At 46.4% G+C, this 25,372-nt stretch carries 21 protein-coding genes and 1 tRNA gene; 6 read left to right on the forward strand and 16 right to left on the reverse strand.

The window, feature by feature from the left end; translation table 11 throughout:
* Together HPS53_RS00005 and HPS53_RS00010 are read left to right on the forward strand one after the other, a co-directional pair.
* Positions 1-1,944, forward strand: a 1,944-nt coding sequence (locus HPS53_RS00005; protein ID WP_172203680.1) for a glutamine synthetase III, incomplete at its 5' end; no start/stop codon positions are given.
* Positions 1,945-1,964: 20 nt separating this feature from the next.
* The gene (locus tag HPS53_RS00010) at positions 1,965-2,756 is read left to right on the forward strand and encodes an aspartate dehydrogenase domain-containing protein (protein ID WP_172203682.1); all 792 of its coding nucleotides are present in this window, start codon (positions 1,965-1,967) and stop codon (positions 2,754-2,756) included.
* A 100-nt stretch (positions 2,757-2,856) separates the two neighbouring features.
* On the opposite strand, the gene HPS53_RS00015 is transcribed toward HPS53_RS00010, so the two are convergent.
* The gene (locus tag HPS53_RS00015) at positions 2,857-3,753 is read right to left on the reverse strand and encodes an NAD(P)-dependent oxidoreductase (protein WP_172203684.1); all 897 of its coding nucleotides are present in this window, start codon (positions 3,751-3,753) and stop codon (positions 2,857-2,859) included.
* A gap of 564 nt (positions 3,754-4,317) precedes the next feature.
* On the opposite strand from HPS53_RS00015, the gene HPS53_RS00020 reads away from it, so the two are divergent.
* On the forward strand, positions 4,318-4,839 hold the full coding sequence (locus HPS53_RS00020; RefSeq protein ID WP_104368800.1) for a hypothetical protein: 522 nt from the start codon (positions 4,318-4,320) through the stop codon (positions 4,837-4,839).
* A gap of 696 nt (positions 4,840-5,535) precedes the next feature.
* Here the strand turns inward: HPS53_RS00020 and HPS53_RS00025 are convergent.
* The 14 genes from HPS53_RS00025 to HPS53_RS00090 form a co-directional block, all read right to left on the reverse strand.
* Complete coding sequence (locus HPS53_RS00025; RefSeq protein ID WP_253942784.1) at positions 5,536-6,030, reverse strand: hypothetical protein; 495 nt, start codon at positions 6,028-6,030, stop codon at positions 5,536-5,538.
* 323 nt (positions 6,031-6,353) lie between these two features.
* Complete coding sequence (locus tag HPS53_RS00030) at positions 6,354-6,941, reverse strand: hypothetical protein (RefSeq protein ID WP_172203688.1); 588 nt, start codon at positions 6,939-6,941, stop codon at positions 6,354-6,356.
* Positions 6,942-6,955: 14 nt separating this feature from the next.
* A complete protein-coding gene (locus HPS53_RS00035) occupies positions 6,956-7,207 on the reverse strand; it encodes a hypothetical protein (protein WP_172203690.1) in 252 nt (83 codons plus the stop codon).
* 151 nt (positions 7,208-7,358) lie between these two features.
* Positions 7,359-7,432: transfer RNA gene (locus HPS53_RS00040), tRNA-His, on the reverse strand.
* A gap of 90 nt (positions 7,433-7,522) precedes the next feature.
* Complete coding sequence (secG, locus tag HPS53_RS00045) at positions 7,523-7,936, reverse strand: preprotein translocase subunit SecG (RefSeq protein ID WP_104368864.1); 414 nt, start codon at positions 7,934-7,936, stop codon at positions 7,523-7,525.
* A 2-nt stretch (positions 7,937-7,938) separates the two neighbouring features.
* Positions 7,939-8,700: a tetratricopeptide repeat protein gene (locus HPS53_RS00050; protein WP_104368865.1), complete on the reverse strand. Its 762-nt coding sequence runs from the start codon at positions 8,698-8,700 to the stop codon at positions 7,939-7,941.
* A 6-nt stretch (positions 8,701-8,706) separates the two neighbouring features.
* Positions 8,707-9,270 (reverse strand): LPS assembly lipoprotein LptE, encoded by a 564-nt coding sequence (lptE, locus tag HPS53_RS00055; protein ID WP_371410497.1) that lies wholly within the window; start codon positions 9,268-9,270, stop codon positions 8,707-8,709.
* A gap of 54 nt (positions 9,271-9,324) precedes the next feature.
* Positions 9,325-10,572, reverse strand: a complete 1,248-nt coding sequence (locus tag HPS53_RS00060) for a sigma-54-dependent Fis family transcriptional regulator (RefSeq protein WP_104368866.1) — start codon at positions 10,570-10,572, stop codon at positions 9,325-9,327.
* 95 nt (positions 10,573-10,667) lie between these two features.
* On the reverse strand, positions 10,668-11,717 hold the full coding sequence (locus HPS53_RS00065; protein WP_172203692.1) for a lysylphosphatidylglycerol synthase transmembrane domain-containing protein: 1,050 nt from the start codon (positions 11,715-11,717) through the stop codon (positions 10,668-10,670).
* Entirely contained in the window at positions 11,714-12,847 is a 1,134-nt protein-coding gene (gene pdxA, locus HPS53_RS00070) for a 4-hydroxythreonine-4-phosphate dehydrogenase PdxA (RefSeq protein WP_172203694.1), read from the reverse strand. Before pdxA ends, HPS53_RS00065 begins: the two co-directional genes overlap by 4 nt.
* A 9-nt stretch (positions 12,848-12,856) precedes the next feature.
* The gene (locus HPS53_RS00075; protein ID WP_172203696.1) at positions 12,857-13,816 is read right to left on the reverse strand and encodes a DUF4837 family protein; all 960 of its coding nucleotides are present in this window, start codon (positions 13,814-13,816) and stop codon (positions 12,857-12,859) included.
* Between the two features lie 2 nt (positions 13,817-13,818).
* The gene (gene rlmN, locus HPS53_RS00080) at positions 13,819-14,850 is read right to left on the reverse strand and encodes a 23S rRNA (adenine(2503)-C(2))-methyltransferase RlmN (protein ID WP_172203698.1); all 1,032 of its coding nucleotides are present in this window, start codon (positions 14,848-14,850) and stop codon (positions 13,819-13,821) included.
* Positions 14,851-15,180: 330 nt separating this feature from the next.
* A complete protein-coding gene (locus HPS53_RS00085; protein ID WP_172203700.1) occupies positions 15,181-17,280 on the reverse strand; it encodes a hypothetical protein in 2,100 nt (699 codons plus the stop codon).
* 59 nt (positions 17,281-17,339) lie between these two features.
* Entirely contained in the window at positions 17,340-17,918 is a 579-nt protein-coding gene (locus HPS53_RS00090) for a Crp/Fnr family transcriptional regulator (RefSeq protein ID WP_104368872.1), read from the reverse strand.
* A 263-nt stretch (positions 17,919-18,181) separates the two neighbouring features.
* Between HPS53_RS00090 and HPS53_RS00095 the strand changes: the two genes are divergently transcribed.
* The 3 genes from HPS53_RS00095 to HPS53_RS00105 all read left to right on the forward strand — a co-directional run bounded on the left by HPS53_RS00095 (position 18,182) and on the right by HPS53_RS00105 (position 24,163).
* Positions 18,182-22,039, forward strand: coding sequence for a DUF4922 domain-containing protein (locus HPS53_RS00095; RefSeq protein WP_172203702.1), 3,858 nt, complete (start codon positions 18,182-18,184; stop codon positions 22,037-22,039).
* Between the two features lie 178 nt (positions 22,040-22,217).
* Positions 22,218-23,495: an MFS transporter gene (locus tag HPS53_RS00100; RefSeq protein WP_104368874.1), complete on the forward strand. Its 1,278-nt coding sequence runs from the start codon at positions 22,218-22,220 to the stop codon at positions 23,493-23,495.
* Between the two features lie 161 nt (positions 23,496-23,656).
* Positions 23,657-24,163, forward strand: coding sequence for a hypothetical protein (locus tag HPS53_RS00105; protein WP_104368875.1), 507 nt, complete (start codon positions 23,657-23,659; stop codon positions 24,161-24,163).
* A gap of 86 nt (positions 24,164-24,249) precedes the next feature.
* Here HPS53_RS00105 and HPS53_RS00110 read toward each other — a convergent pair whose 3' ends face one another.
* Positions 24,250-25,191: a nitronate monooxygenase family protein gene (locus HPS53_RS00110; RefSeq protein WP_172203712.1), complete on the reverse strand. Its 942-nt coding sequence runs from the start codon at positions 25,189-25,191 to the stop codon at positions 24,250-24,252.
* Positions 25,192-25,372: the final 181 nt, after the last annotated feature.

Consider the following 25,372-nt stretch of genomic DNA (forward strand, 5'->3'; position numbering starts at 1 on the left):
GGGGTGACACACTACACACACTGGTTCCAGCCACTGACAGAGGGCACGGCCGAGAAGCACGACGCCTTCACGGAGCACGACGGAAAGGGTGGCATGGTGGAAAACTTCAGCGGGAAACTGCTCGTGCAGCAGGAACCGGACGCAAGCTCGTTCCCCAACGGAGGAATAAGAAACACATTCGAGGCGCGCGGATACTCGGCATGGGACCCCACTTCGCCGGTATTCATAATGGATGACACGCTCTGCATACCAACGATATTCATATCATACACAGGAGAGGCGCTCGACTACAAGGCGCCGTTGCTCAGAGCGCTGCACGCGGTGGACAAGGCGGCAACAGACGTATGCAAATACTTCTATCCGGAAGTGGCAAAGGTCAGATGCAACCTGGGATGGGAACAGGAGTACTTTCTCGTGGACGAGGGACTGTACTCGGCACGCCCGGACCTTATGCTTACAGGCAGGACGCTGATGGGGCACGAGAGCGCGAAGAACCAGCAGATGGACGACCACTACTTCGGAACGATACCGGACAGGGTGCAGGCGTTCATGAAAGACCTCGAGATACGTGCCCTCGAACTGGGAATACCATGCAAGACGAGACACAACGAGGTGGCGCCAAACCAGTTTGAGCTGGCTCCGATATACGAGGAATGCAACCTTGCGATAGACCACAACATGCTCCTCATGTCGATGATGAAGCGGGTGGCGCGCAAACACGGATTCAGGGTGCTGCTGCACGAGAAACCTTTCGACGGAATAAACGGATCGGGAAAGCACAACAACTGGAGCCTGTGCGCAGACAACGGAGTGCTGCTGCACGCCCCGGGAAAGTCGCCGGAGGAAAACTTAAGGTTTGTGACGTTCATCGTCGAGACGCTCGTGGCCGTCCATCGGCACAACGGCCTGCTCAAAGCGAGCATCATGAGCGCCACGAACGCGCACCGGCTCGGAGGAAACGAGGCACCGCCGGCAATCATCTCGTCATTCCTCGGCAAGCAGCTCAGCGAGCTGCTCGACCACATCGAGCTGGCGGACAAGGAAGACCTGTTCAACCTGAAAGCCAAGCAGGGTATGGAACTCGACATACCGCAGATACCGCAACTGATAATAGACAATACAGACCGCAACCGCACAAGCCCGTTCGCGTTCACCGGAAACCGCTTTGAATTCAGGGCGATAGGCAGCGAGGCCAACTGCGCGTCGGCCATGATAGCCCTCAACTCGGCAGTGGCCGAAGCGCTTACGGACTTCAAACGCCGTGTAGACACACTGATAGAGAAGGGGGAAAGCAAGATTAGCGCGATACTGGACGTGCTCAGGGAAGACATAAAGGCATGCAAACCGATACGGTTTGACGGCAACGGATACAGCGACGAGTGGGTGAAAGAGGCTGAGAGAAGAGGCCTCGACTGCGAGAAGAGTTGTCCGATAGTATTCGAACGCTATCTCGACGAGACAAGCATAGACATGTTTGAGAGCACAAACGTGATGACAAGGAAAGAGCTCGAAGCACGCAACGAGGTGAAATGGGAGACATACGTGAAGCGTGTACAGATAGAAGCGCGCGTGATGGGCGACATGTCAATGAACCACATCATACCGGTAGCAACCCACTACCAGAGCACCCTTATACGCAACGTGCAGAGCATGAAAGCCGTTTTTCCGGAGAACAAGGCACTGAAACTGAGCACCCGCAACCTGAAACTCATTGAAGAGATTGCCCAACGGACCGAGACAATAGAACAACTCGTGGAGGAACTGACCGAAGCACGCCGCGTGGCAAACCGCATCGACAACATACACAGCCGTGCGATAGCATATCACGACACAGTGGAACCGAAGATGCAAGCCATACGCAAGGAGATTGACAGCCTCGAAATGATTGTAGAAGACGGCCTGTGGACACTACCGAAATACCGAGAACTGCTGTTCATCAGATAATACACACCAAAGGAAAAGAAATGAAAAGACTGGTAATAGCTGGATGCGGAAAATTGGGCACGATAGTGGCGGATGCCGTTCTGAACGGAATTTTACCCGAATATGAACTTATAGGGGTATTCTCTCGAACAGCGAAAAAAGCTGAAGCCATAGCAAACAAGGCTCATGAAAAAGGAATTGAATGCCGCATTGCGGAGAGTTTCGATAACCTGATTGACCTGAACCCCGACATAATGGTCGAGGCCGCCTCACCGGCCGCAATGAGACAATGGGCTGTCACGGCACTGAAACACGGAATATCAATCGTAACTCTGTCAATCGGTGCTTTCGCGGACGATGAATTCTATGATGAGGTGAGACACACGGCAAAAGACCATAACGCGCAGGTTTACATCGCATCGGGAGCAACGGGAGGGTTTGACGTGCTCCAAACAGCAACACTTATGGGCAATGCCAAAGCTGAATTTTTCAATGAAAAAGGACCGGATGCACTGAAAGGCACACCTGTATACGACGACTCCCTGCAAAAAGAAGAACGCACTGTATTCAGCGGCACGGCATCTGAAGCCATCATGCAATTCCCAACCAAGGTTAATGTGACCGTCGCCGCTGCCCGCGCATCGGTCGGACCGGATAGCATGAAAGTAACCATGCGCTCCACGCCCGGTTTCAAAGGCGATACACAACGTGTGGAAATACGCAACGAGCAAGTACATGCCGTAATAGATGTATACAGCGCTACGGCCGAGATTGCCGCATGGTCTGTGATAAACACGTTACGCAATATCACATCACCGATAGTATTCTGCTAAGCAGGCAAATCCTGTCGGCACGGCAATAAATAAGTCTGCCCTAAGACATTAAACATAGTTCTCAATGTCTTAGGGCAGACTCATTCATAGACATCCGGCCTCACGCCTCGTTCAGATAGTTTTCGATATTATCCAAAACTTTATTACTTAACCTTACAAAGGCCTGTCGAGTGCGGCCTGTCGAAACACACATGCAACGTACATTAGGATGATAAAGGAAACGCCGGCCACCCAATGCTCCTTCCGTATCGCAGAAACAAATATTGTCTCCGTCTATCCATCTGGCAAAAGCATCCTCGTCCCATGCGGGAGACAAACCGGTGTTGAATAGAATCTTATGTTGTCCTAACCTGGCAAACTCGGCCTCATGCAGCAAAACGGTATTCTTGTTAAGACAACAGAACACCACATCACTCCGTTCCAAAAGGTCGCCAAGCGGCATAAAACGGTATCCCTTGGCTCCGGCATCGGCTTTTTCGCTACGGGCAAAATAAGCTATATCAGCACCAAAGAAATGCATGGCATCCGCTATCATACCGCCTGATTTACCCAGACCTACGATTCCAACTTTCAATCCCGTCATCTCACTTGGCTCACCGAACCATGCTTTCCCGCCAAATCCATGCATACAACGCACAAGTTCACTGACCGCATATTCCACCACTCCCTCATCGCCATAGTCACGTATACCGGTTACCGTTATTCCATGCTCACCGGCATACATAATATCCACATTGGCACTCTCAGGGGAGTAGAGCGAACAGCACATGCCTATATATCTCACATTGCCGCATCTGGCAATCACTTCCTTCGTCATGGCTGAGGTATAGCTGAGTAAGACGGCATCGGCATCCCCTATACGCCTTACTATCTCATCGGCATCAACAGGTATATCGCCATACATCTCCACTTCATCCGCATAGTCGTGCAATCGCTTTTCGGCAGAAGGAACCATGCTCACAGGCTCTATCGCAACTATCTTTTTAAATCGTTTCATTTCAAATATAATAATATTATAGGAAAAAATATCTGTTTGCCTTCAAAGATAGTCTCTTTTGCGCTAAACACCAAACAAAAAAGACCCTTACTTTATATTTACACTATAATAAACATCAATAAAAACAGTATAATCAAACAAAAGCCTGAGATCAACAGTCTCTGGCAAACCAGATGTTTGCATAACGGAATAGATCCCTGTTGTAATTTACTGAAAATGAATTTTCAACCAAATAACAATAAATTGCCAACCCGGAATGCTATGTCTAAAGACACGATTGCCAATGTCATGTTGAAAACAATTACGTCAGAATTGTGTTCTCCAAAGATATTGATCATGGACTAAAATACAAATTACCGATAATTTTGAAATCTGGGCCGGTTATACACGTCAGCATTGATGACGAATGAAATAAAAAGACAATTCGGTACATCACATAATACAAATACCACAAAAAGAACTTTTAATAATTATATGTCTGGAATATTTTCATCTGTGGAGTGACGGAATAAACAAAAAAAAAGAGTAATTTCGCAAACAGATTACCGATAAACAGACATCTGTATGACGAAGGATTTTATTACCATAATAATTGTGGCAACGGCTTCTGTATTGTGGCTTACAGGGTGTGGAAATGGAGTAAGACGTAGTGAGGTGTCACATGAAGTGGTCGATGTTCCTGCTGTGATGTATGCCGAACAAATTACGATTAACGAGCTGCCGATTGTGTTGGAGAGATTGAAAAACAGGCAAACCGAATATGACTTCGTCGGAATTTGTTCCAGCCCCGTGGCATGTATCTATTTCATGCAGGAGAACGGTAAGTTTTATATCGACTATGAGGCAATCACTAAAAGTCAGCTCCCGTATCTTACAAAAATCAAACTGTTTGCCTCAGAACACGGCTACCCGACTGTGGAAAATACTTACGGAAACACTCCTATTGATTATCACGATATGACACATGCTCCTGTCCTCAGCCTCCGAATAGATACGGATACAGACAGCATAGCAAAAGTGGGCATACAGCTAATGCAAACCATATTCCAAGACAATGACAGTACGCTCTATGATATTGTTCCGTAAAATAGATGTTTTATCGGCTCTCATTTTCTCTTTTTTAATTGTTGTCTTGAATGTTGCCATGACATCTTTATTATTGGGGAAAAATATCTTATTACTTGTAGCTTTTTATGTCACTTGTATAATACTTATTGCGCTTTTCCAATTATAAAGAACAAGCGGAAATCCCATAAATAAAGGGTTTCCGCTTATTTACTACCGGGTGGTAGTGGAATCTTTTTGTGATCCCGGAGGGATTCAAACCCTCGACCTTCAGAACCGGAAGCGGAGACTCTCAATGCTTTAATTTGTTGATTGTTAATTATTTATGATTTAAAAAGCTCTTTAGAGGGGAAAATATAGGGAATATATTGCACCTATTTCAAACTTCTATTATCTACAACGTTACAGATGTGAGCCAATTCGTCTTTATACAGATAATCGTTAAACACTACATCTCTGTTTCCGGTACCGAGGCAAAAGATTGCATTATTGGCAAACTCAATCAATTCATCATCACTGGAACAGTCTTCTATTAATTGACGTAAATATATCATTGCCTCGCTTCGGTTCATATATTCGCACTCATGAATGCAAGTGTCTATATTGTAATTTGTGTGATTTTTGGTATTAAGTTCCATTATTTTTGCGATATATTAAATGTTTAATTCTTTTTTACCTTACGAACAGAAAGAGCCAAATACTACGTGTCGCTTTGGTTTAATTAAAATAATCATATTGTTCAATAAAGAAACTTTCAATGTCCTCTATGAGCTTAGGATTATTCGCCAATGTTTTATTGTTTATAAGCATATATGCACTTTTATTCTTATTTTCCTTATGGTAGAAATTCTCATCGCTGAAATATGTTGCAACAATTTTAGAATAAACCCTGTACCGTTTAGTACAATATGTACTATCTTCATTAATACTGCTTGCTCCTATAAATCCAAATGAGGCCATTTTGTCATTTTTATATATGGATAACATAATGTTTATGCAAGTATGTATTATAAACCTTGGCTCATTTGTATTAGTCATAAGACTGTATTTGTTTTTTGAATGTCTTGAATTTTTTGTATAGAATTTTACTGCATAAACATGGTTTTGGTAAATTTCCACACGAACAATATATGTAATTTTCGATTTTGTTGATTTAAACCGATACAACTTGACGGTGAGTATGCCATTATCGGCATCTCCTTTTTCATTCATGACAAAATAAAAGGGATAGGAGCTATCAAGCATTTATAATAGGTAAGAATATACTGGTATTCTTCTTTTGTTCAATTCATCCTTAGACACATCAGTGAGTACAAATCTTTCATTCAAAGTCGTTTTGTTATTCACATTACTTTGGATGTTCTTATTTTTATGTATTTTTTTTTGTCCCATGATGATAAATTATGGCTCTTTGGCACTCGGTTTATGTATAGGATTTATGTTTGCTTGTTTGTATAAAGCAAAGGTAATTATTAAATTATAAACCAACAAATAAATTTGTGATATTTTATAAACTATTTACAATTATTTGTGAATTATTTGACAGATGTAGCCGTGTCCGTTGGCATAATATCTTCGAGCCTTACCTCCTCATCCAACACAATGCCATTGTACTGCTTAGTCTTATATACATAGGGTACTTCATGACCTCGCCATATACGCCAAATGTCATTTTGCTTTATGTTATACAGAAAGATTATTTTATACTCATTTAGAACTGAAAATGTAAAATTTGAAACAAGATAGTATTTATAGCCTTCGGATATGGTTTCATTTATCTTTTGAATTTCAACGTACTTTTTTTTCCATTCATAAGTGGGATCATCGATTGGGGGCAACAAGCGGCCTGGCAACCTACCAATATCATAATTAGAATATACTAAACGATTATCCAAGGACATAATGTAAAGCAACCCCACATTAGCAATTCTATCAGTCAACTCAAAATCAAAATATAAGGGCTGAGTATATTCCCCATCCGCATATTCTGTCTTGAATATCTTTGTGCTGTCATCTGTTATTTCTTCTTCATCTGTCGTGGGCGTATCAACAAAAGTTTCATCACTACTGCAACCACATAGGATAAGTAGCAAAAATGCAAATATTACTTTAGTTTTTTTCATCTTATTATTTTCTTTTAAATACCAACATTATTTATCTCCATATTTAGTTTATACATCTTCTTCTTGTATTCCTGTATAAGATAATCACACCTATCTAATATTTCAGTGTTCTTGATTTTCCACGAGGCCGTAAGGTCTTTTTTTGTCACATACATGGTGGTCGGTATATATCTGCTTTCACCGGAATGCGAAAATCGTATAAGAACAAGCCATGTTTTATCGGCTCTCATTTTCTCTTTTTTTATCGTTGCCTTGAATGTTGCCATGACATCTTTATTATTAGGGAAAAAAAATGGGGAAAAATATCTTATTACTTGTAGCTTTTTATGTCACTTGTATAATACTTATTGCGCTTTTCCAATTATAAAGAACAAGCGGAAACCCTTTATTTATGGGATTTCCGCTTATTTACTACCGGGTGGGTGGTGGGGCTCGAACCCACGACATTCAGAACCACAATCTGACGCTCTAACCAACTGAACTACATCCACCGTGTTGTTGATTGCTCTTTTAAAGCGAGTGCAAAAGTACATGATTTATTTGAATTAACCAAATAAATCATGTACTTTTTTATCTTTTTATTACTGAGCGGGCTGTGCGGGAGCATCTTGTGATGCTGCGGGAGCCACATTCTGAGTTGTTCCTTCAGCCGGAGTCGCTGTTTCTTTGGCCGGGGCAGTCTCCTGCGTCTGGCTTGCACCGAAACCAGGCAAATTATTAGGATTTGCCGTCGGATTCTCTATATTCTCCATTACAGAACTGTTTGTTGTAGCCTGCGGAGCCACATAAGCACAAAAAATACTGATGACAACCATTGCGGCTGCCAATCCCCATGTGGTCTTCTCCACTACGTCAGTTGTTTTGCGGACACCGCCAATTTGATTGTAAGAGGCAAAATTGGAAGCAAGTCCTCCTCCTTTTGATTCCTGAATCAGCACAATGCCAATCATCAGAATGGCTGCCAATACAATAAGAATTACTAATAATGTGTACATCTTTACTTTATTTTATTATTATTTATTATTATCAATTTCTCCAAGAAACGTATTTGGTCTGCAAAGTAAGCATTTTTTTTTGGATAATTCAAACTTAATCGCTTAATAATTTCCAAAGCCTTTGAATATCTGCCTTGTTTTATGTAAATTCTGGCCAGTGTCTCTGTAAAATAGCTTTCATCTCCGTCTTTTTCCTCATTGATACCATTCGCTTCCGTCTCAGGCGTGAATTGCGGTGTTTCGCTCAGCACAATCTTACCTTTATCGTTTTCGATAAAAGTATCTATCAGGCTTTGCCCTTTCAACAGTGGAACGTTTTCACCGTCTTTATCGCTGTCTTCCTCGCTTTCAAGAAGATACGCGACATAGTCTACCGCAGCATCAGCCGGTGTGGGACGACGTTTCTTTTTCCCTTCCTTTACCTCTTCTTTCGGTATGGAATCAAGAAAGTTGTCAATAAGATTTATGGTTCTGTTAATATCCTCTTCCGACTTTTCTTTTTCCGCTTCGTTATCTCTATGTCTCTGTGGCAACCGATAGTGCGCCGCCTCGACAAGCCGGAAGATGACTTTTCTGTCTGTGATATATATTGCCGCACGGCGCAATTCCTCATCAAACGATGGATCATGCAACAGGTATAGGTTTTGCAGCATCAGCAATCTTGCCGTCTGAAAGTATGGATACAGCGCAAGTGTGGAGCGTAGTTCGTACAGTGTCTCCCTGTCAAGTTGTTCCGGATGTTTTATAAGCTCTGTTATGTCCATTTCTTCTTACCAGTTAGCTACCGTAGCGTTGAATATCTGATCTGTTATTTCTTTTACCATTTGTGTCACAAGCTCTTCCTGGACAGAGTTCAACGACTGTGTCGTTTCGTATGTTGAAGTCGCCGTAAACTGCCTTTCAAAGTCTTCCGAGTGGTTTGCGTTATTGGTAAATCTGACATTCACGGTCATTGACAGTTCCGTCTGTGCCGAGTAGCCTTCACTCGACACGGCCTTGTTTCGCTGTTCATATCTCGTTATTTCACCTTCCACCTTCATGTCCCCGTTACGTTTAACCTGTATCAGTCGCGTATGGTTGGCATATATATCCTTTAGTTGATTATTGAAAATGCTCGCCATCGGACCCCATACATAATTCGACCGTATAGGAAAGTCGGCTATCTGTATGGTCTTTGTCTTGCTGTAATCAATGCTCGCTCCATTGAATTTATATGATATTGAACATGAGGTTACGGTAATAATAGCGATACATACCAGTAAAGACAAAAGTGCCGAGCCGGACTTTTGTCCGGTTCGGGACATCTGTTTTATGTATGATAAAATATTTGTCATCAGCTTGTCTGATATATTCTTTTGGCTTGTTTGTATTGTATTATCATATATCCTTTATTCCAGTCCGTATTGTTTGATACGCCGATACAGTGTCCTGTCCGATATACCGAGTTCCAATGCGGCTTTTTTACGGTTGCCTCCGTTCCTCTCCAATGCCTTTTCGAGCATTTGTCGCTCCACGTCACTCAGGTTGAGACTTTCAGGCTCTCTTTCCGGCTCTATATATTCTTCCGCTATTGCATCTTCCGCCACCGGCTTTTGGGGCTGTTGTATATATATTTGCGGAGTGGTGATTGTTGGTGTAGCATTATTTACGGCGATCTTCTTGTCTTCCTTTGATACTATTGCTCCGCCCTGTTTGTCATCGAGTTGTTTTTTCAACATTCCCACCTCACGTCTCAGGTCATTCACGTTTCCGCGCAGTTCGAACAGTATCTTATAGAGAATTTCCCTCTCGTTCTCAAAACTGTGATCGCTTCCTTTATTTATGGCTATGAGCTGTGTGCTCTCCTGATCCTGTGGAATAAACCTTTTCAGTATATCCGCCGTTATGGAACGCTCTGTGCTCAGGATTGAGATTTGTTCTGTGATGTTCTTCAACTGCCTCACATTTCCCGGCCATTTATATTTCATCAACATCTGTTTGGCATCTTCCGTGAGCGTCACTTTCTCCATTCTGTACTTCTCCGCCATCTGCATCGCGAACAGTCGGAAAAGCAACGCGATGTCTTCACCGCGATCACGGAGCGGAGGCATCTGTATCGGTATTGAGTTAAGGCGGTAATACAAATCTTCACGGAAACGCCCCTCGCTGATAGCTTTGCGTATGTTCACGTTCGTGGCGGCCACTATACGCACATCGGTCTTCCGCACTTCCGTGGCTCCCACGGGAATATATTCACCCGTTTCGAGCACTCTCAGCAGCCTGGCCTGTGTCGCCAAAGGCAGCTCCCCCACCTCATCAAGAAATAATGTTCCTTTGTTTGCCACTCCGAAATATCCCAGACTGTCGTTTATGGCACCAGTAAAAGAACCTTTCACATGTCCGAACAACTCGCTGTCAATAGTTCCTTCTGGTATGGATCCGCAGTTGATGGCAAAATATTTCTCGCGTTTCCTTGGCGAGTTGTCGTGTATCACCCGCGGAATTATCTCCTTTCCGACACCGCTTTCTCCCACTATAAGCACACTTAAATCTGTTGGCGAGACTTGCAGAGCCACGTCAAGCGCATGATTCAACGCTTCGCAGTTTCCCACGATGTTGTATCTTTGTTTGATATTTTGCAGTTCGGAGACTTTCATTCAGCCTACAAAATTACGAAATTTATTTGACTTCAAACCTATACTTATCGCTTTTTTACAATTTCACACATTTACGACAGTGTGCGGCAATATGCTCACCTCTTGTCGAACTTGATGAGAAGAAGCCCAATCGCGGTCCATATCAATTCCCTGATCCTTACAATCAGCGCCACGAATATACCTGCGTTTGCAGTCATTGCCAGTCCGTTTGCCGACATAAGGAACCCTCCTTCCCGTCCGCCGAGTTGCAGAGGCATGAAAAAAAGCATGTTCGCAAACAGCGATGTGAAAGCCAACGTAAGTATGCTGCTTACGTAACTTGCGTCAGGCATGATAACCAACAGAATAAAATATATCTCCAATGCCGACAACACACGACAGGCAAGTTCGAGAAAAACGGCAGTCACAAATGTCCTCCTGTTTTGATTGTGCAGTGCCGCGATCTGCATGTCTATCGTCGAGAGCTGTTCTCTATGCCGTTCGAAAAAGCCTTGCGCCTTGTTCCTGATCATCGGGAAGCGTCTCAGCACGTTCATGCACCTCACGGCTATGCCTTTCTTATAGCCTTTTAGGAAAAACCAAATAGCCAGCAGGCAGAATGCCCCAACAGCCGAAAGCATTATCCACATGAAAAAGTTTACCCGTTGAGTAAGTATATAAAGAAATATGGATAACAGCCAAAACCAGAAATGCGAGAATATATGCGTCATGGCATACAGTATCACCGATGATGACGCTCTCTCTGTCCCTATCTTCGGCGAAAGCGACATTATACGGTAAGGCTCGCCTCCCATCAGTCCGCCCGGCGTGGCATAGTTGAGCGCAAATCCAGATACTGTGATTTTATAAAGCCACCAAAAAGCGACCTTGCTACCGCCACCATCCGCTTTTGCCTCTTCACTTCCTGCGTCATCTTTCCCATATCCGTTCTTCGCTTTATCCCTTCCATCTGACGAATTGATGATTATATACCATGCCGATGTATTGAAGATATACAGAAAAAACCACAGTGCTATCACTGCCGGAAACCAATAGCCAGCCCTCTGCAACCCGGCCCAAACCTGAGCGATGTCGAGTTGCGTGACCATTATTACAAGGACAGCGAGTCCGAAGATGAAAAATCCGTTTTGGTATTTCTTCTTCATTCCTCTTTTTGCTGTTTCTCCTCGCGTTTAAACTGTTCTCTTGCCTTAGGAATTGCAAAGCGTGTCTTCTCGCTGTCATCCCTTTTTTCGTGATATAGCTTTGGCAGTGGATTAGCCATCGGCTCATCATGGTTCTTGCGGTTGCGGAAAATATCTATCGCTGTATATACTGCCTGACGGAAAGAGTTCTCATCGGCTACACCTTTTCCGGCTATATCGTATGCCGTACCATGATCCGGAGATGTGCGGATCACCGGCAGTCCGGCCGTATAGTTCACACCGTCTTCCACCGCGAGAGCTTTAAACGGAGCCAGTCCCTGATCGTGATACATTGCCACCACGCCATCAAATCTGTTGTAAGCGCCACTACCGAAAAAGCCGTCTGCCGGATAAGGACCGAACGCCTGTATTCCCTCGGCTTCAAGCTCTTCTATTGCCGGCGCTATCACTTCCTGCTCTTCCGTGCCCAGCAGTCCATTGTCTCCGGCATGCGGATTCAGCGCAAGTACGGCGATACGCGGATTATCAATACGCAAATCGCGCTTCAGCGTCTCGTGAAATATTCTTGTTTTCTCTATTACGGCTTCCTTGGTAACAGCCTTTGCCACATCTTTTATCGGCAGATGGGTCGTCACGAGAGCCACCCTCAGATTACCGTTCATCAGTATCATCAGAGCTTTCTTGCCATCGCCGATACAATGTTCGATATATTCCGTATGCCCCGGAAAACTGAACATCTCATTCTGTATCGTATTTTTATTTATCGGAGCCGTCACAAGCACGTCGTACAGTCCTGCCCGGTAGTCGGTCATTGCCCTGTCGAGAGCTTTCAGAGCGGCTTCTCCCGCCTCTGTCGAAGGTTGCCCCATGTCTATTTTCACCTCTTCATCAAATGTGGTCAGCATATTTACACGCCCGTCCTGAGCCTCTTCCGCATTGCTGATGATACTGAAATTCGATTCAATGTTAAGTGCCTTGCGATGATATGCCGCCGCTTTCGGCGAACCATATATAATAGGTGTACACAATTCGAGCATGCCCGGCTCTTCAAATGTTTTAAGTATTACCTCATATCCGACGCCGTTAGTGTCGCCGTGCGTGATAGCCACGCGTATCAGTCTGTCTTCCATAAAAACGTGTTATTTTAGTGTATATAGTGCAGCTTCGAGCTGCTTTATAATGTTTCTCTTTTTCTTTCCGGGTGCATATACGAATCCTTCCGCCACGATTACCCGCCCGTTCACGCTGTCTGCCACGGCGTGCGCCACAAACGGTCCTCCCATTGCGTCTCCTTCCATCTGCCACAACCCTTTGACCACGGTCCTCACCTGTCCGTTTTCGACAATCCCGGCCGCTTGCGCTACCGCTTTCCGTTCCGTCCTCATATACATGCTATCGGTCTCTCCCGGCATGTTTACCCGCAATATGCTGTCCCGCTTTACGATTACGGTTTCCGGCGACATGTCTGTTCCTACGTAAGTATATATACAGATGTTGCGCATCGATGTGGCCGAATTGTCAGATAACCACATAAAATGCCGGCTCCGTCTCACAGGTTTCAACCCCATCGGAATATAAATGTCCACTCCGAATGACTTAGCCACCTCTTTCCCGACTTTCCTGTCGCTTGTTTTTTTAAGTTCCGATATTGCCGTCGCCGTCTCGAAACGCTCTATAAGACCGCTTACCGTCCTGCCCGTTCTTTCCAAATCGGCTTTCAGTCGCTCTACCGAGGGTGCCCCCACATATATTGTAATCTGCGGTTCGGCAAAAACGTTTCTCTCGTATCTTACACTCGTTGCCGTATATTCGTTACCGTCTATTACAACGACTACCATGTTACGGGCGTATTTAATGACTTGCCCTATTTCACCGTTTACCGTCGAAACGTCAAATTTCGGTTCGCTCTGCGGCAGTCCAGGTACCGCATCTTTTTCTATAATGCTTTTCAGCAAAGCCACGGCCGCAGGATCATCTCCTGTGACAAGAACCTCGTATGGGTGTCCTCCGCTTTTGGGTCGAATAGATATTCCGCCATCACACCCCGCAAGCGACAGGACAAGCACCAGCGATACGCTCCCCCAAAAAAATCTCATCATCCCTAATTCTGGTTCTTATGAGCCGTGGATAGCAATCCGCAGGCCGCGAAAATATCCTGCCCCCGACTTGCCCTTATGGTAGTAAACACTCCGTGCGATGTCAGATAATCGCGCAACGCTTCCATCCTCCTGTCGTCCGTAGTGCGGAGCGCCACGTCAGGTATGGCGTGAAATCTGATTAGATTCATGCGGCATTCCAGACCATCGAGCAGTCTCACTATCTCACGTCCGTGTGCCTGAGTGTCGTTGACACCGTCGAAGACTATATATTCAAACGATACTCTCCGTTGCCCTGTGAAATCATATTGTCTCAGAAGTTCCACCACGTCGGCTATCGGCATCTGCCGTTCCGCAGGCATGAGAGACAACCGCTGCTCATGCAACGGCGAGTGCATGCTTATCGCCACATGGCAATCACTCTCGTCGAGAAAGCGGCGCAGTTTGTTTTTCACACCCACGCTGCTCACCGTGATACGCTTAGGGCTCCATGCATAGCCGTAGGCTGACGTGAGTATCCGTGTGGCTCTCAACACGTTGTCGAGGTTATCCATCGGCTCTCCCTGCCCCATAAACACCACGTTGGTAAGCCGTTCCCTCTCGGGCAGCGAGTATATTTGGTTTATTATGTCTCCGGCTGTGAGGTTACCTTCAAATCCCTGTTTGCCAGTCTGACAGAAAAGACAATTCATCTTGCATCCCACTTGCGACGATACGCACAGCGTTCCACGTTCTTTATCGGGTATGAAAACAGTCTCCACGAACTTGCCGGCCGCCGTCGGAAACAGGTATTTCACCGTTCCGTCAACAGACCGCTGACAGTCTGCCGGCTCCATAGCCCCCACGGTGTATTCTTCGGAAAGCCGTGCCCTGTTGGCTTTCGACAGGTTTGTCATCTCGTCGATGCTTTTCACGTGCGCCGTATATAGCCAACGTGCAATCTGCCCGGCCGTGAAACGAGGCATACCAAGAACGTCGACAACCGCTTTCAGCTCGCTGTCAGTCATTCCCATGAGTGTTTTCTTTCCGATTTTCATCGTATTTATGTCTTTCCTTTAACTTGCAAAGTTACTGCAAATCATCCGAATGACAAAATAAATCATTTGTTTTGTGTCTTTTTGCCTGTGCCTTACCATTGATGATGGTTAAGTATCGAAAATAAACCGTGTGTTTTGCCGTATCATTACTTTTGCAATCTACCTTCAGCGAATACGGAAGGAACAACCTGGTTATACACTGGTAAAGGCCGTTTACCGACATTATCTTCCAAACTTATAAAAAACAATCCATGGAGATGCTGTGATTAGGAACTTTCACGTTTGGGCTATTATATAGAAAATTTTCATTGGGAAATATTGTAACTGCTTCTATTTCAATATTGCGGAAGCCGCACCAGACTGTTCACCGACTTCGTTGCCACGCTGTACTTTTTTGCCGTAGCCGAAAGTATAGGTAACTGATATATTTATGCGTGGATGATAATTGTTGCCATAGTTAGTGCTCGCTTCCGAATATAATGTAGTTTTGAATTCCGATGTAGAGTTTTCCCACCCCTTGTTTAAGAAATTATAGACAGAAAGTCTGATATTCCAATCCAAATCTGACCAACCTGCGGTCAAGCTGTAATAGTTACTTTTGTGATAGATGGTGTTTGTGTTAAGACTCAAACTTTTTTGCGGCGTTTCATATAATCCTTGAAAATAGAATTGATTAATGTAGTATGCAACCCTAATGCTGAGTTGGAAAGGATTATAATCCAACGGACAAGTCCCTGTTATTTTATGAAAACCCATTTCGGGATTAGCGTAAAGTTGAAGTTTCCCATTTAGCGGTTTCCAACTGAAAGCCATTCCAACCACGCCTGATAGATAATCTCCGTCATTAACCCAATTTCTGAGCAAAGCCAAGCCATCATTGTAATGAGTATAAGTCTGGAACATTCGGTCATACAAGCCGAAAAAACGTCCATAGGCACTCATGCCGAAAGAATTTGACGGCAACCATGTATAGGCAAGGTTCACCGTCATATGCCGGCTGTTTTTCAAATCAGGATTCCCAGAGATATACATCAGTTCATTTTCCTGTAATATGTCTGTCGTTTTTTCTGTTATGCCAGCGGTGTTGCTCGCATATTGAAAATAGGCCGAGAACATATTCTTGTTGTTCAAGGAATATCGCAAATTTATATGGGCAAACGGATATCTGTCATCTTTCTTTTGTCCATTGATGTAACTGTTCTCCCAGGCAAATCCGGCATCACAATTTACCGCTATTTTCGGTATCTGAAAATTATACCCAACCAGACATGCAGCAAAACCATTACTGAATTTATCGTTGTAAACATTGGTTCCGGTATAATGAAGATTATTACTCCATTGTCCTCCATTTGCTCCCAACATAAGGGAGTGTTTTTGCCCGATACTCTTTCTCAGATACCCGTCTATTCTGAAATTATAGGCATCTTCCCTTGCCTGCCGTAAAATAGGAGTGGAGTTTCTTGCCGAGTACTCTGTAAAATCATCAGTATGTGTATAGTTGAATACCGGTGATACATCGAAAGAAAAGTTTTTAGGGAGAACAAAGAAATAAGAGCCGGTATATGAACATGAATTTTTCCGTTGCGGATTATTTCGTTCAAAAGTATTATCCCCTCCACCTACCGTTTCTGGAATATAATCAAGCGTGCCCTTTCGGTAAATACAGGGATTGGCAAGGTGCTGAAAACCTAAAGTGTTGCGGATCTGTATTTTATCCGAACTATATGTTGCCCGGAAAGTTATGGGATATTGATTTTGTTTGAACTTGGAACCTTCAAGGGTTTCTATCCTGTTTACAATAAACGGTTTTCCGTCTTTAAGTAATGAATAAATACCTTTGGTGGAACTCCCATCATGACTGTCGCTCCTGTTGCTCGCTCCTAAATATAAATCGTATGTCATCCGTTTGTATGTGAACTTGGAAAAGACATTAACATGACTTGACAAACCAAGCAAAAAATTCTCGTTAGCGGCCAGTTTGGTATATCCTCCGTAAACATATTCCCTGACAACGATGTTGATCACTTTATATTGCCCACGAAAACGAGGATCTGTCGGGAATTCAAGGTATTCTACTTTCCTGACATCGGCTGTACGAAGACCATCCATTTCTTCTTTTGACGCTTGGAGATAATTGATGTATATCCCAACATCACCACCAAAGTTATCTGTCACTTTTTCGTCTATCGGATTAACTCTAATTTGAGGAATACCCATCACTTTAAGAAGATCCATGGCACTCTGTGCCGAATTTTTCTGTCTGGAAGTTGGTATATAAGTTGTGCCGGTGGCAGATGTATGTTGAAGTTGTGCCTTAACCACAACTTCTTCTAATTCATGTGCTTGGATAGAATCCGTACCCTCTTTCTGCGCATTACATCCAATAAAAAAGCAAAACATCGCTGTAAAAATACATATAGTTCTGTTCATACCTGATTGATTTTTTCGGCAAAGTTATGTTTAAAAACTCACATAAGGCTTCACATTTGTTAATCCGGATATTTTTCTTTAATTTCTTTACGCAATCGACTAAGGTGCCCCGGCGTAATTCTCAGGAAAGAAGCAATGTCTTTGAGTTGGAACATTTCAAATAATCCCGGATATTTGGCGACAAGTTGCTCATACCGCTCCCTCGGCGCAATTGTATATGATTCAATCAGTCTTTCGTAAACTTGCCTGAAAAGTTTTTCGCTTGTCCTGGATACTATAAATTGAAATTCACTGTCAGCATACATGCGGTTGCGCAACATACCGGTCGAAACACAATAAATCTCACACGGAGAAATTGCCTTGATTGAAACTTTTGATGGAATGCCATAAATAGAATCAGGGAAATCGGCCACAAACTCTCCTGCAAATTCCAGATTGATGATATGCTCATTACCATCGGAATCAGTTACAATGTATTTGAGAATACCGGTCTTGACAAAACCGATAAAACGTCCTGTCTTTCCCGCTTGCAAGAAAAAATCACCTGCCCGGTAATGGCGCAGTACTCCCTCCCTGACACATAGGCCACGCCAGTAATCAATATCAATTTCTGATATGTAAGGGTTGAACTTGTCCATTCTGCTATTTGATGTTGCAAAGTTAATTAAATATTCCGGCCCACCGATTAAGTGACTGTAATTATTTATCTTTTATTTAGACCAAACAGCTAACGGAATAAAATCCTTTCCTTATATATCGTTTTATGTCGCAAACGGCATGTTTCGCCACCCACGTTCCATTTTCGCCGACCGAATATTCGTTTATTACACCTATTTTAATTAATTTTGCGCTACTTAGAGATTTTACGAAAGATAAAAACATAAACAATCATACAAGCATCATGACAGGAAAGATAGATTGCTTCCTCGCCTGCGGCGATTTCGCCGCATTAAAGCCTATGACAGAGGCACTGCTTGGCAGCGGTGTCGTACGCCATATCAACATAATGGCCTGCAGGGCGGATGAGGAAGACACCATACTGCCGGAAGGCTGCACTCTTATGGAGACATGCGGCATGGCAGACACCGAGACGATAAAGAGGATGGCCGCAGCAGCCACAGCCGAATACACACTGTTGCTGACCAAGCCTGTATCCGTGACCTTGGGCATGAAAGCAGTGGAGCGCATGCTCCGCGTGGCGGCAGACTCAGGGGCGGCTCTGACATACAGCGACCATTACAAGACTGTCGGCGGGGAGCGTGTCGCACATCCGGTCACAGACTACCAGGAAGGCAGCGTAAGGGATGATTTCGACTTCGGCTCGGTGCTTCTCGTCAATACGGAGCTATTGCGCAAATACGCCGACCGGCTCTCATCGTCATACCGCTATGCCGGACTTTACGACCTGCGGCTGTTTCTCAGCCGTGAGGGAACGGTGTTCCATCTCAACGAATATCTGTATACCGAAGAGGAAACGGACACGAGAGCGAGCGGCATCAAGCAGTTTGACTATGTAGACCCCGCCAACCGAGAGGTACAGATAGAAATGGAACACGCAGTGACGGCACACCTCGATGCCATCGGAGCGAGAATAGACAGCGGCACATATCCATGCCCCGACTTCGCCGAGCAGGACTTCCCCGTGGAGGCATCGGTAGTCATACCGGTGAGAAACCGTGTGGGCACAATCGGCGACGCGATTAAAAGCGCGCTGTCGCAGAAAACGGATTTCGACTACAACGTTATCGTGGTAGACAACCACTCGACCGACGGCACGACGGAACTCATCGCCAATCATCAATCCGAACAGGCCGCCGGACGGCTCGTCGCATTACATCCGGAGCGTACGGACCTGGGCATCGGAGGGTGCTGGAACATGGCTATAAACGACTGTCGGTGCGGCCGCTTTGCCGTACAGCTCGACAGCGATGACCTTTACAGTTCCGAAAACACGCTTCAAACCATTGTCGATGCATTCCGAGAACAGAAGGCCGCCATGATAGTAGGCTCTTACAGGATGTGTGATTTCGAGCTGAACACCCTGCCTCCGGGGGTGATAGACCACCGTGAGTGGACGGACACAAACGGGCCAAACAATGCCCTGCGAATAAACGGGCTGGGTGCCCCAAGGGCGTTTTTCACCCCGTTACTACGCCAGGTGCAGTTCCCAAACACGAGCTATGGAGAGGATTACGCCCTCGGACTCATATTCTCAAGGCATTATAGGATAGGCCGCATATACAGCGAACTGTATCTATGCCGGCGATGGTCTGGCAACAGCGACGCGGCTCTCGGCATAGAGAAGATTAACGCCAACAACACTTACAAAGACCGGCTGCGCACCATAGAGATAGCGGCCCGCCGCAGGATGAACAGCGAGCGGGAACACGGTAAGGAAGACTTTGCGGTGAGGCGTTTCTTCGCACGGCAGATGGAGACATGGCCGGAAGCCCGCAGACGCTACAGGGAACTCAGGGGGGCGCAGACGCGCGAACTGCCGTGCGGTGCATTCACGCTCGTGGCTCAGTATAATCCGGCCCGCATCGTGTCTACCGGAGCAAGCATCGCCAAAAACGACATTGCCGCCCGCCCCTGTTTCCTGTGCGAGGCAAACCGCCCCGGTCTACAAATAAAACGCACCATAGACGATGATTTCGAGTTGCTTGTAAACCCGTTCCCTATATTGCCGATGCACTTCACCATACCTGCACGCACGCATCGCCCGCAACTCATAGGCTGTTGCTACGGCGAGATATATGCCATTCTCGACAAATATCCCGACATGATGGTATTCTATAACGGACCCAAGTGCGGGGCGTCGGCTCCCGACCATGCGCACTTTCAGGCCGGAACGAGCGGCGTGCTGCCTTTGCAGCGCGACTGGCAGCGGCTCTGCCGCAACCTTTCGCCTGTGATAGCGGAAGACGATACCACAGGCATTTATATGGTTACTGACTACCCCTGCACGGCATTTCTCGTGCGCAGCGGCACGGCCGAGGCCGGAACAAGGCTTTTCAACAAACTATACTCCGCACTGCCTATGGGCGCTGACGACACCGAACCGATGATGAACATCGTGAGCTGGCGGTCGGACGACGAATATATATCGGTGGTGTTCCCACGCCGCAAGCACCGTCCTGAATGCTACTCTGCGGAGGGTGACGCACGGTTTATGGTCAGCCCGGGTGCGCTCGACATGGCCGGACTCATAATAACGCCGCAAGCCGATGATTTCGACAGGCTTACCCCTGACATCGCCATAGGCATACTCAGGGAGGTGGCTATGACCGGTGAAGACGCGAAGGGCATGGCTGAACGAATGAAAGAGACTGAGAGGGCACTGCAAACGGACGACAACACCGTGTCGATATCGTTCAACGTACCAGAAGTGAACGTGGGCATAGTAAGCGGACGGAAAATATCTTTCTCGTTGAACGCCCCGTATACAGCCAAGGGCGAGACGATAGAAGGTGAGCAAACGGTAGAGTTTCTTGAAGGTACCATACTATGGAACGGAAACCAATACCACGAACTGACCTTTACGCCGCAGGCCGACGGTGCCTCATTCTCGCTGCACGACGTGACTATTGGCGTAAACTTCCACTGGGAACGAAAAGAGACACAGGTTTTCTGCGGCACCCTGCGTCTCGTGGTGGATGCCGACAATATAACGGCAATCAACATATTGCCTGTGGAAGATTACCTTGCCAGCGTGATATCAAGCGAGATGAAAGCCACGTCATCGCCCGAGTTGCTCAAAGCCCACGCCGTTATATCACGCAGCTGGCTGCTGGCTCAGATGGAGAAGCGCGGCCGATTGCAAGACGGCCATAACGGCTTTTTCTCATTCACCAAGAAAGAAGATGAGCTGATAAGGTGGTACGACCGTGAAGACCACACCATTTTCGATGTATGTGCCGACGATCACTGCCAGAGATACCAAGGCATTACGAGAGCCAACAACCGTGCGGTTGAAGAGGCGGTGAAGGCCACTCGCGGACGGATACTCACATACGGCAACGAGATTTGCGACGCAAGGTTCAGCAAGTGTTGCGGCGGAATAACGGAAGAGTTCCAGTATTGCTGGGAAGACACTCCGAAACCGTATCTCGTGGCGGTGCGTGACATTTCTCACGAAGCAAGCAAACGTGGAATGAAAGATTGCGGATGTCAAGTGAATAACGGCGACATGACGAATGCCAACGGAACATCACTATCCTCAACGCCCGATCAACAATACGCTGATATATCATCATGGCTGCGCAGTTCGCCCGACGCCTTCTGCAACACGGCGGACAAGAGCATATTGTCGCAGGTGCTGAACGACTACGACTGCGAGACACCCGACTTCTATCGCTGGCGCGTAGAGTACACGCAGGAAGAACTTTCCAAACTGATAAGCGACAAACTGAAAGACGATTTCGGAGACATTGCCGACCTCGTGCCGTTGGAACGAGGCAAGAGCGGACGCATATCAAAGTTGAAGATAGTCGGCACTAACAAGACGTTCACCATCGGTAAAGAGCTGGAAATACGCCGTACACTCAGCGATACGCATCTTTACAGCAGCGCGTTTGTCGTGGATAAGTATGATATAGTAAACGGAATACCCGGCCGTTTCACGCTAATCGGAGCCGGTTGGGGACACGGTGTCGGCCTGTGCCAAATCGGAGCGGCCGTGATGGGTGCCCGGGGATATGGCTACGACAGTATCCTGCTGCATTATTACCGTGGCGCCGAGATAAAGAAGATATATTGATTACGAAAAGAAAAAATACGGATTCCATTACAAAGAAGCGTCGATTACATTACGAAAAAGCGCAGATCTCATTGCTAAAAAGCACAAAGTCCGTTTTTTATAAAACCAAAACACCTTACGGCGGGAAAACCAAATGTTTCCCGATTTAAAAAGAAAGATATAAAGATAAGCAAAGCAAATGAAGCAAACACGCAGTCCGTGGGCATGGGTTCCCACGCTATATTTCGCCGAGGGAATACCATACGTCACGGTGATGACAATATCGCTGATAATGTATAAGCGTCTCGGTATGTCAAATACCGATATCACCCTATACACATCATGGCTCTACCTGCCGTGGGTCATAAAGCCGTTTTGGAGTCCGTTCATAGACCTTGTCAAGACAAAGCGTTGGTGGATAACGGCCATGCAGCTACTCGTCGGAGCTGCGCTGGGCGGTGTGGCATTTACCGTTCCGGGACCGTGGTGGCTGCAAGGCACGCTGTTCTTCTTCTGGCTGATGGCTTTTGCGAGCGCCACTCACGACATCGCGGCCGACGGTTTCTATATGCTCGGGCTCGACCAGCACTGCCAGGCACTGTTTGTCGGTATCCGCTCCACGTTCTACCGCATAGCCACCATAGTGGGACAAGGCTTCCTCGTGATGCTGGCGGGCAACCTCGAAGTGCTCACCCGCAACGTACGCTACTCGTGGAGCCTTATGTTTTATTTCATGGCGGGAATGCTAATAGCCCTCTGGCTATATCACAACTGGGCTTTGCCGCGTCCCGACGAAGACAGCGACAGAGACGGTATGACGGGCAGCATGCTTGTCTCCGAATTGAAATACACTTTCGTCACTTTCTTCCGTAAGCCACAGGTATGGGCGGGTATATGCTTCATGCTATTCTATCGCATGCCCGAAGGCTTGCTCACAAAGGTGTCGGCCCTGTTTCTCATCGACCCCGGTCATAACGGAGGACTCGGCCTCTCGCCCGCCGAATATGGATTTGTGCAGGGCACTGTGGGCGTAGTTGGACTGACATTGGGCGGCATTCTCGGTGGGATAGCAGCCGGAAGCCACGGTCTTAAACACTGGCTCTGGCCAATGGTATGCGCCATCACGCTTCCCGATGCAGTTTATGTATATCTCAGTTATGCGATGCCTTCCGACCTGATAATAATCAATGCCTGCGTATTTGTGGAGCAGTTCGGATACGGTTTCGGCTTTTCCGCATACATGCTATACCTTATATATTATAGCAGGGGCGAGCACAAAACATCCCATTACGCGCTGTGCACCGCCCTCATGGCTCTCTCAATGATGATACCCGGACTTTTTGCCGGCGCATTGCAGGAGGCGGTGGGCTACAGAACGTTTTTCATCATAGTCATGCTTACGTGCTCACTCACGTTCATTGTGTCGTCATTCCTGAAAATAGACCCTGAGTTTGGCAAAAAAACGAATGGCAAATAACAAACGTTTTGTCTGTCGTAAAAGCGCTCGCATATTATCGGCAAAGAGAAATCCCCTGTCAAAAGTAGGAGAAACCCTATGCCGGAATAGGATAAAAACTTTGGCGGCATGGAAAATAATTATTACTTTTGCGACATGCAAATAAATAAACACTTAATTATATGAGAAAGGTTTACAACTACACATTGACGCTTGTGATGGCTGTGTTCACGGTCTTTTCGCTTGCAAGTTGCACTGACGATGACGTGGATCAGGCATACGACATGAACGGTATCTGGCAGGGAACGATACAAGGCGAGTACTATAACGACAGATACGGACGTGACGGACAGTGGGACACTGAGATACAGTTCGTGCAAGACGGAGATTTCTCCAACGGCGGATACGGCTATGAAGAGGATTATTCATACTACTGGAACCGTGTGTACCGCTCGAAATTCTATTGGGAAGTGAGAAACGGACGGATCCTTCTCGACTACGATGACGGCTATCGGATAATAATCCGTGACTACGAGTTATACTCTGTGGGCAGAGGCATGCGTTTCAGAGGATACCTCGACGATTGGGATACCGGCGAGACACTGGCGTCGTTCAATCTGGTGAAAGTCAGCGACTGGACCGACTGGGCGAAAAAGCACAACGCCGCTTTTGACGATGCCGACGAGTAATCAGTGCCTGCGGCACATAAAGAAAATCGGCTGAAGATGGCTTCCATCTTCAGCCGATTTTCTTATATTTTCATCTTACCACCTGATTATTCTTCAGCGGCAATCCCACCGAGTGTATCACGATACTCGCTCACCAGCCGTCCTATAACCTCACCGGCGGGTATCACTTCATCCACTGCCGACGCTATCTGGCCTATCTCAAGCTCACCGTTGTCTGTATCGCCCTCGAATATTCCACGTTTTGAAGCCGCCTTGCCTATAATCTCACGCAACTCATCCGCTTCTGCCCCGCGTGCTTCCGCCTCGGCCACCTTATCATACAGGCTGTTCTTAACCAGTCTGGTCGGTGAAATCTTTTTCAGGCACAGCATGGTATCGCCTTCCGAGAGCGAGACACACTTCCGCTTGAATGCCTCCGAGGCCGAGCTTTCTGCCGCAAGGGCAAACAATGTCCCTATCTGCACGCCCTCGGCACCGAGCATCCGTGCCGCCGCAAAGGCTCTGCCGCTGCCTATTCCTCCCGCCGCTATCAGCGGCAGGTCCACAGCCTGCCTCACCTGGGGTATGAGCACCATCGTCGTAGTCTCCTCGCGGCCGTTGTGTCCTCCGGCCTCAAATCCCTCTGCAACGACAGCATCCACACCGGCCTCCTCGCATTTACGTGCAAAAAGGCTGCTCGACACCACGTGAGCGACCTTTATTCCGACCTGGTGGAGCATCGGCGTAAACTTCTTCGGACTTCCCGCCGAAGTGAAAACTATTCTCACACCCTCCTCAACGATTATTCCCATCAGCCTGTCAATCTCAGGATACATCAGCGGAACGTTCACACCCCAAGGCTTGTCCGTGGCCGCTTTCATCTTTCTTATATGCTCCCGCAACGTTTCCGGATGCATAGACCCGGCGCCGAGCAGTCCCAGGCCGCCGGCATTGCTCACGGCAGCGGCCAGCCGCCATCCGCTGCACCACACCATACCGCCCTGTATAATAGGGTATTTGATGCCGAATAAATCACAAATTCTGTTCATAAGCTCCCTTTTTTCTTAATCTATCTTTATAATGGCAAAGATAAACTTTTTTTGTGAATACTTATCTATAAATATTTCGTTTCTCTGTCTTTCTTCCTTATTTTTGCACTGTGTCAAGACTTAAAGGCATGAACGCGAGGTCGAGCGCAACCATGATTAACACAACACTGCTTGCCCTCAG

Origin of the sequence: Prevotella sp. PTAC (assembly GCF_013166535.1) — a bacterium.
In the GTDB taxonomy this organism is placed as follows: Bacteria; Bacteroidota; Bacteroidia; order Bacteroidales; family Bacteroidaceae; genus Prevotella.

Bases quoted from the DNA above. Each gene is read 5' to 3' on its own strand.
- HPS53_RS00010 (WP_172203682.1), top strand. From the start codon at position 1,965: ATGAAAAGACTGGTAATAGCTGGATGCGGAAAATTGGGCACGATAGTG.
- HPS53_RS00015 (WP_172203684.1), bottom strand. From the start codon at position 3,753: ATGAAACGATTTAAAAAGATAGTTGCGATAGAGCCTGTGAGCATGGTT.
- HPS53_RS00020 (WP_104368800.1), top strand. From the start codon at position 4,318: ATGACGAAGGATTTTATTACCATAATAATTGTGGCAACGGCTTCTGTA.
- HPS53_RS00025 (WP_253942784.1), bottom strand. From the start codon at position 6,030: ATGAATGAAAAAGGAGATGCCGATAATGGCATACTCACCGTCAAGTTG.
- HPS53_RS00030 (WP_172203688.1), bottom strand. From the start codon at position 6,941: ATGAAAAAAACTAAAGTAATATTTGCATTTTTGCTACTTATCCTATGT.
- HPS53_RS00035 (WP_172203690.1), bottom strand. From the start codon at position 7,207: ATGGCAACATTCAAGGCAACGATAAAAAAAGAGAAAATGAGAGCCGAT.
- secG (WP_104368864.1), bottom strand. From the start codon at position 7,936: ATGTACACATTATTAGTAATTCTTATTGTATTGGCAGCCATTCTGATG.
- HPS53_RS00050 (WP_104368865.1), bottom strand. From the start codon at position 8,700: ATGGACATAACAGAGCTTATAAAACATCCGGAACAACTTGACAGGGAG.
- lptE (WP_371410497.1), bottom strand. From the start codon at position 9,270: ATGACAAATATTTTATCATACATAAAACAGATGTCCCGAACCGGACAA.
- HPS53_RS00060 (WP_104368866.1), bottom strand. From the start codon at position 10,572: ATGAAAGTCTCCGAACTGCAAAATATCAAACAAAGATACAACATCGTG.
- HPS53_RS00065 (WP_172203692.1), bottom strand. From the start codon at position 11,717: ATGAAGAAGAAATACCAAAACGGATTTTTCATCTTCGGACTCGCTGTC.
- pdxA (WP_172203694.1), bottom strand. From the start codon at position 12,847: ATGGAAGACAGACTGATACGCGTGGCTATCACGCACGGCGACACTAAC.
- HPS53_RS00075 (WP_172203696.1), bottom strand. From the start codon at position 13,816: ATGATGAGATTTTTTTGGGGGAGCGTATCGCTGGTGCTTGTCCTGTCG.
- rlmN (WP_172203698.1), bottom strand. From the start codon at position 14,850: ATGAAAATCGGAAAGAAAACACTCATGGGAATGACTGACAGCGAGCTG.
- HPS53_RS00085 (WP_172203700.1), bottom strand. From the start codon at position 17,280: ATGAACAGAACTATATGTATTTTTACAGCGATGTTTTGCTTTTTTATT.
- HPS53_RS00090 (WP_104368872.1), bottom strand. From the start codon at position 17,918: ATGGACAAGTTCAACCCTTACATATCAGAAATTGATATTGATTACTGG.
- HPS53_RS00095 (WP_172203702.1), top strand. From the start codon at position 18,182: ATGACAGGAAAGATAGATTGCTTCCTCGCCTGCGGCGATTTCGCCGCA.
- HPS53_RS00100 (WP_104368874.1), top strand. From the start codon at position 22,218: ATGAAGCAAACACGCAGTCCGTGGGCATGGGTTCCCACGCTATATTTC.
- HPS53_RS00105 (WP_104368875.1), top strand. From the start codon at position 23,657: ATGAGAAAGGTTTACAACTACACATTGACGCTTGTGATGGCTGTGTTC.
- HPS53_RS00110 (WP_172203712.1), bottom strand. From the start codon at position 25,191: ATGAACAGAATTTGTGATTTATTCGGCATCAAATACCCTATTATACAG.